Consider the following 6,536-nt stretch of genomic DNA (forward strand, 5'->3'; position numbering starts at 1 on the left):
GCCGTCCAGGTGCCGACCGGGGTCAGCGGACCACGGGGCGGCGGCTCTCCCGCCGGTGCCGCGGACACCGGCCGGCTACGCGCGGCCGGCCGGTCCGACCGGGGTGAGCCGCACAGGAAGGTGCTGCAGACCCCGCAACTGGAAGGTGGGCGGCTTCCACGTGAGGTCCTCGTACGGCACGGCCAGCGCCAGGTCCGGGCACCGCTCCAGCAACGCGCGCAGGGCGATACCGCTCTCCATACGGGCCAGCGGTGCACCGACGCAGTGGTGGACACCGTGCCCGAAGGCGAGGTGCGCGCGCACGTCCCGCAGCTCCCGGCCGAGATCGAACCTGTCCGCGTCACGGAACCGTCGGGAATCCCGTCCGGCGGCCGCCATGCCGATCAGCACCACCTCGCCCGCAGGGATCTCGGTGTCGCCGATGAGCACCGGCTCGGTGGTGTAGCGGTACGCGGACACCTCCACCGGCCCGTCGAACCGCAGGACCTCCTCGACCGCGGCTTCCAGCAGGGACCAGTCGGCCCGGAGCGCGGCGAGCTGGTCGGGGTTGCGCAGCAGGGCCAGCGTTCCGCTGGAGATGACGTTCGCCGTGGACTCGTGCCCGCCGACCAGCAACAGGAACGCCATACCGAGGAGTTCCTCCGGGGACAGCCGGTCGCCGTCGTCGTGCACGGCACGTGCCATCGCGCCGAGCAGATCCTCGCCGCCCTCCCTGCGCTTGCTGTGCACCAGAGCCGACAGATAGGCGGTCATCGCCTCCTGCGCGGCGTTCCCCCGTTCGGGTGTGGGCGGCGCCGACAGATCGCTCGACCACAGGTGGAAGTCCGCACGGTCCCCCTCGGGGACACCCAGCAGTTCGCAGATGACGGACAGGGGAAGCGGCAGAGCATAGGACTCGACCAGGTCCGCCTCGCCCAACGGCAGGAGGGAGTCGAGCAGTTCGTGGGCTATCCGTTCGACACGCGGCCGCATCGACTGCACGCGGCGTAGCGTGAACTCCCGTGCGATGAACCCGCGCAGACGGGTGTGGTCCGGCGGGTCGACCTGCATCAGGGTCTTCCCCACGACGTTCCGGCCGAGGTTCTCCCACGCCTTCAGATGGCGTATGTCGTTGCTCAGCCGCGGATCGGTGAAGGCGGCCCGCGCCACCTCGTAGTCGGTGATCAGCCAACAGTTACGTCCGTCCAGGACACGGGCCCGGTGAACCGGACCCCGCTCGCGCAGGTCGGCGAAGAGCGGATAGGGGTCGGCGGTGAAACTCGGGTCCGATCCGGTGAGATCGGCGACCAGGGCCTCGGTCATGACGGCTCCAGGGAGTCGGGATGTGATGGCCACGCAGGCGCGGCAGGCGCCCAGGCCGAGAACGTAGGCCGTGCCCCTCGACCTTTGCTCGCGCCCAGCTCATGAGGGGCGGGGCGGGACCGTCTCCGGCGGGAAACGGGACGGGTGCGGCCCCGGTGATAATGAGCGGCATGCCGTTACTCTCCACACGCGCGCTCAACCGGTCCCTGCTGCAACGCCAGTTGCTGCTCGAACGCGTCGCCCGGCCCGTGCCCGAAGTGGTCGAGCGTCTGGTCGCGATGCAGGGGCAGGACCCCGACGCGCCATACGTGGGCCTGTGGACGCGGATCGCCGGCTTCCGGCACGAGGCGTTGTCGTCGCTGCTGCACGAACGCCGGGTCGTGCGCGGTGCCCACCTGCGTACCACCCAGCACCTCTCACTCGCGCAGGACTTCCTCTGGCTGCGTCCGCTGCTCCAGCCTCGGCTGGACCGCGCCCCGCTGGGAGGGCTGCGGCGCGAGATCGAAGGGCTCGACCTGTCCGAACTCGCGGCCGTCGGACGGCGGTTGCTGGCGGGCCGGACTCTGACCCGGCGGGAACTGGGGAGTCTGCTCGCCGAGCGTTTCCCGGATCGCCAGGCCAACGCCCTCGCCGTGTCCGTGCACTTCCTGGTGCCGATGGTCCACCCACCGCCGAGCGGTCTGTGGGGACGCAGGGGAGGGGTGCCGTGCGCGCTCGCGGAAGACTGGATCGGGCAGCCGCTGGAGCCGGCACCGCGGATCGAGACGATGGTCACCAGGTATCTGGCGGCGTTCGGCCCGGCTGATGTGAAGGACATCCAGGCGTGGTCCGGCCTGAGCAGACTGCGCGAGGTGGTCGATGCGCTCCGGCCGCGGCTGCGGGTCCACCGCGACGAGCAGGGCAGGGAGCTGTTCGACCTGCCGGAGGCGGATCCCGGTGACCCGGACCGTCCGGCGCCGGTGCGCTTCCTTCCCGCCTTCGACAACCTCCTCCTCGGCCACGCGGACCGCAGCCGGGTGATCGCCGACGAGTACCGGAAGCTGGTCGCTCCGGGGCAGGCGAGGGTGTTGCCCACCTTCCTCGTCGACGGCTTCGTGAGCGGCACCTGGTCGGTCGAGGAGGACCGGCTGCTCGTGTCCCCGTTCCGGACCCTGCCCAGGGCCGATCGCGCGGCCGTGTCGGAGGAGGCGTGGCGCCTGGCGGAGTTCGTGCTCCCGGACGGAGCCCGGCGGGACGTCCGGCTCGGACCCGAACCGGAGCGGAGCGCGTGACGGGAGGGGCTGGGACGGCGTACCGTCGCCCCAGCCCCTCTCCCCGTTGTTTGTCCCCGTTGTCTCCTTCGCGGTCCTGCAGGAGGGCCGCTGGCCTCCGGGCCCGGCGTGAGCGCTCTTTCCCAGCGCCGCCCACCTGGCCCCAGACGCTCCTCCGCCTCGCCCGCCACCGCGTCGGCGTCCCGTTCACCAGGCTCCGCGACGGAACCCCGGAGGCACTCCCCGGGTCAGACGTGTTGTGCCGGATGCCGCCGGATGTCGAAGCCGGGACGGGCGACATCGTCCGGAGTCGGTCCGGCCGCGCCGTCGGCCAGCAGCCGGCGTGTGACCATGTGGTCGGCCGATCGGTTCACCGATTCGGCCCCCACGAGGCGGCCGCCGCGGAAACAGAAGACCGAGAACCGTCCCTCGGCCGGTGATCCGGAGACGACCGCACGATCGTGAAACCGGGTGATGCCGGCCATCTGCACCCTGGCACCGCACTGCTCGGTCCAGAACCAGGGCACGGACGTGTAGGGCCGCGGTTGCCCGGCGAGTGCGGCGGCCACGCAACGGGCCTGGTCGGAAGCGTTCTGGAGGGACTCGAGCCGCACTGGCCGCGGCGCGTGGGGGGTGGGGAAACGAGCGCAGTCCCCGATGGCGTACACGTCCCGGTCGGAGGTGCGCAGCCACCGGTCCACGATGATGCCGTCACCCGTGGTCAGTTCCGCCTGAGCGGCCAGTGCGGTGTCCGGCAGGACGCCGACGCCGACCACCACCACGTCCGCGGCGACGCGTTCGCCGTTGTTGAGTTCGGCGACACTGACGCGGCCTCCCGAGCCTCGCAGGGCGACCAGCTCCCGTCCGAGCAGGACCCGGGTGCCCTCGGCCCTGTGCAGATCCAGGAGGTGGGCGGAGAGCGCCTGGCTGACCGAACGGCTCATCAGGCGCGGCCCGGACTCCACGACGGTGACCCGCCGGCCCAGCCCGCGCGCGACGGACGCCACCTCCAGACCGATGAACCCACCGCCGACCACCAACACATCACCGCAGTCGCTCAGCGCGCGCCGCAGTTCATCCGCGTCGGAGAGGCTCCGCAGGGCCACGACACCCTCCAGGTCCGCTCCCGGGACACTCAGCCGGCGGGGCCTGGCCCCGGTGGCCAGGATCAGCGTGTCGTAGGCGACCCGCCCTCCCGATGCGAGTCTCACCCGGCCCGCGTCACGGTCGATCTCGACGACACTGTCCCCGAGCACCGCGGTGATGTGCTGTTCGCCGAAGAAGCTGTCGGGGCGCAGCCACAGCTCGTCCCTGCGGACCTGCCCGGTGAGATAGCCCTTCGACAACGGCGGTCGCGCGTACGGAGGCGCGGTCTCCGCGCCGACCAGGATGATGGGACGGGTATGGCCTTCCGCCCGCAGCGCCGCCGCAGCCTCCAGTCCGGCATGGCCCGCCCCGACGATGACGACCGGCGCGGTACCCATCACACCTGGGTCGCCGGGAGGTGCACGACCAACCCGTCGATGGCTTCCGAGACGGGCAGTTGGCAGCTGAGCCGGCTGGTGGGCCGGCGCTCGGCGGCCGTGCCGTACAGCACGTCGTCCTCGGCCTCGTGCATCTCAGGGAGCGGCAGCGTGTTGCCCTCGTCGATGTACACGTGGCACGTCCCGCACTGGGCCGAGCCGCCGCACTGGGCCACGATGCCCTCGACGTTGTTCAGCTTCGCGCCCCGCATGACCGTGTTGGGAGCCGTCACCTCCACGACGGTCTCCGTGCCGTCGGGATGCTTGTACGTGATCTTGGCCATGGTGCCCTCCTCGTGGCAGGCCGCGTGACCGGCTGAGCGGGTCACTGTGACGGCCTCGGCTGGGAGGGCGGTCGAGAAAGCCTCGAAGCCGCCTGGCCCGGCCCTGGCCGGTGCCAGCCGTCGACGACCGCGGCCGACGACCACGCGGGAGAGGACGCCGATGACGAAGGCGGCGCGGACCCGGCCGGAGCAGGGACGGCCTGCGCCGCGTGGGTGTGCCCGGGCCGGCGCGGGACGCCGCCTACGAGCCCGATCCGCTGGGGTCCTCGCCGCATCCCGCAGGCCGCCCGGCACGCTCGGGCGGCAGGCAGGGGGTGGCCGCGGGCTGGTGGCTCCGGCCGCTCCCGCCGTCCCCCGCAGCCGCGGAGCGAACGGCACCGTGGCGGCCCCGGGATCCTGGCGTGCGCCCACGGAGCGGCCCTCGTCGGGGTGGCGGGCCGCGCCGCGCTCGGCCTCCTGGTGGCCCTCACCGTCCCGGGGCGAGCGGGGCGTTCCGGCCGCCGACCCACACCGGTCGCGGCCGACGACGGTCCGACGTCGTTCCAGGGGGCTTCGAGGCGCACCCGTAACCCTGGACGCCCTGATACGAACGGAGGTACGAGGTGGCAACCATTTGGCCCGGCACCGATGCGGCGCACACCCTCGATGAGTTCGGCACCCAGCGGCCGCGCTGGTCGGCGGAGCCCTTCGCCGGCGGGGAGGGCTTTCCCGGCATCGAATACGCGACCATCGAAGTGCCCCGCGATTACGCGGACCCGTCCGGGGAACGCATCACGCTCGCCATCAGCCGGCTGCGCGCCGCCGACCCCGAGCGGCGCCGTGGCATCCTGCTGGCCGTCAACGGCGGTCCCGGCGGCGACGGGGGACTCGGCAGGTCCCTGCCGGAGAAGTACGCCGAGACCGAACTGCACCAGGTCTACGACCTGATCGGCTTCGATCCGCGAGGCACCGGTGCGTCGACGAGGCTCTACGCCGAGGTCTCCACTCCGACCGCGCCGTTCGACTCGAGGCCCCCCGACTCGGCGTTCCACCAGCTCGCGGAGGACATGCGGCAGCGGGAGCTGGCCTGCAACCGGGCCGGGGGCGCCCTGCGCCGCCACATCAGCACCCGCAACACCGCCCGGGACATGGACGTGATCCGCCAGGTGCTCGGTGAGCCGCACCTGAACTTCGTCGGCTACGCCTACGGCGCCTACGTCGGGGCCGTCTACGCCAGCATGTTCCCGGCACACCTGGACCGCAGCGTGCTCGACTCCTGCGTCGGACCTCGGTGGACCTGGCGTGAACAGTTCCTGTGGCAGGGCGACGCCGTGCACCGCAACGTGAACCAGTGGGCCCGGTGGACCGGACAGCGCCACACTGTCTTCGGACTGGGCCGCGGGCGCGCGCAGGTGCTCTCGGCCGTGGAGCGGGCCGCCGGTCTGCTGGAGCGCCAGCCCGGCGGTGTCCGGCTGCGCACGCTCTTCGACGGAGCGGTGGGGACCCGTTCCGCCGACCGCGGGCGGTGGGCTGAACTCGCCGAGGCCGTCGGCGCGCTGCTGGCCGCGGCGGCACCCGGCGGTGCGGGCCCGCGGGCCTGCGAGGAACTGCTGTCCGAGCAGGCCGTCTGGCGGGCCGCGGACAGCGAGGGCACGCTGCGCGTCGCCGTGCTGGAGGCCGTCACCCTCGAACACGAATGGCCCTCCGACCTGGAGGTCTACTACAACGACATGCGTGACTTCCGCAAGCGCTTCCCCTACGGCTACGGAGTGTTGCGCGCCCAGCCCTGGGTCGGGGCCTTCCGCACGTTCCAGCCGGCCGAGCCGCCGACGCGCCTGCGCCGTGGCTGCTGCCCGACGGGCCTGGTCGTCCAGGCCGACGGAGACCCGATGGACCATTACGCGGGGGGCGTCGCCATGGCGGAGCTGCTGGGCCACAGACTGCTGACGGTGGAGGATTCCGGCGAGCACGAGATCTACGTCCTCGGCGCCAACCCGCACGTCGACGCCGTCGTGCACCGCTACCTGGTGGAGGGCCGGCTGCCCGCGCAGGGCACCGTCTGCCGAGGCGTGTCGCCCCGCCCGGACATCCCCGCCGACACCGACTGAACCGTCGCGGGGGGGGGGGGGGGGGGGGGGGGGGGGGGAGAAGGAGGAGGTGCGGAGACGTGGGGGGGGCGGCCGGGGTCGGGAGGTCCT

Annotated in this window: 5 protein-coding genes; 2 read left to right on the forward strand and 3 right to left on the reverse strand. The window is 72.7% G+C overall.

What is annotated here, in order from left to right; all coding sequences use genetic code 11:
* Positions 1 to 75: 75 nt before the first annotated feature.
* The gene (locus ACZ5DC_RS02705; RefSeq protein ID WP_468648672.1) at positions 76 to 1,302 is read right to left on the reverse strand and encodes a cytochrome P450 family protein; all 1,227 of its coding nucleotides are present in this window, start codon (positions 1,300 to 1,302) and stop codon (positions 76 to 78) included.
* 170 nt (positions 1,303 to 1,472) lie between these two features.
* On the opposite strand from ACZ5DC_RS02705, the gene ACZ5DC_RS02710 reads away from it, so the two are divergent.
* Positions 1,473 to 2,573: a winged helix DNA-binding domain-containing protein gene (locus ACZ5DC_RS02710; protein WP_468648674.1), complete on the forward strand. Its 1,101-nt coding sequence runs from the start codon at positions 1,473 to 1,475 to the stop codon at positions 2,571 to 2,573.
* Between the two features lie 227 nt (positions 2,574 to 2,800).
* Here the strand turns inward: ACZ5DC_RS02710 and ACZ5DC_RS02715 are convergent, their stop codons facing one another.
* Together ACZ5DC_RS02715 and ACZ5DC_RS02720 are read right to left on the reverse strand one after the other, a co-directional pair.
* Positions 2,801 to 4,036 (reverse strand): NAD(P)/FAD-dependent oxidoreductase, encoded by a 1,236-nt coding sequence (locus ACZ5DC_RS02715; RefSeq protein WP_468648676.1) that lies wholly within the window; start codon positions 4,034 to 4,036, stop codon positions 2,801 to 2,803.
* Positions 4,036 to 4,359: a 2Fe-2S iron-sulfur cluster-binding protein gene (locus tag ACZ5DC_RS02720; RefSeq protein WP_468648678.1), complete on the reverse strand. Its 324-nt coding sequence runs from the start codon at positions 4,357 to 4,359 to the stop codon at positions 4,036 to 4,038. Before ACZ5DC_RS02720 ends, ACZ5DC_RS02715 begins: the two co-directional genes overlap by 1 nt.
* A 602-nt stretch (positions 4,360 to 4,961) precedes the next feature.
* Here ACZ5DC_RS02720 and ACZ5DC_RS02725 point away from each other — a divergent pair.
* Positions 4,962 to 6,446 (forward strand): alpha/beta fold hydrolase, encoded by a 1,485-nt coding sequence (locus tag ACZ5DC_RS02725; RefSeq protein WP_468648680.1) that lies wholly within the window; start codon positions 4,962 to 4,964, stop codon positions 6,444 to 6,446.
* Positions 6,447 to 6,536 lie beyond the last annotated feature (90 nt).

Source organism: Streptomyces sp. NPDC031445, from assembly GCF_055581365.1.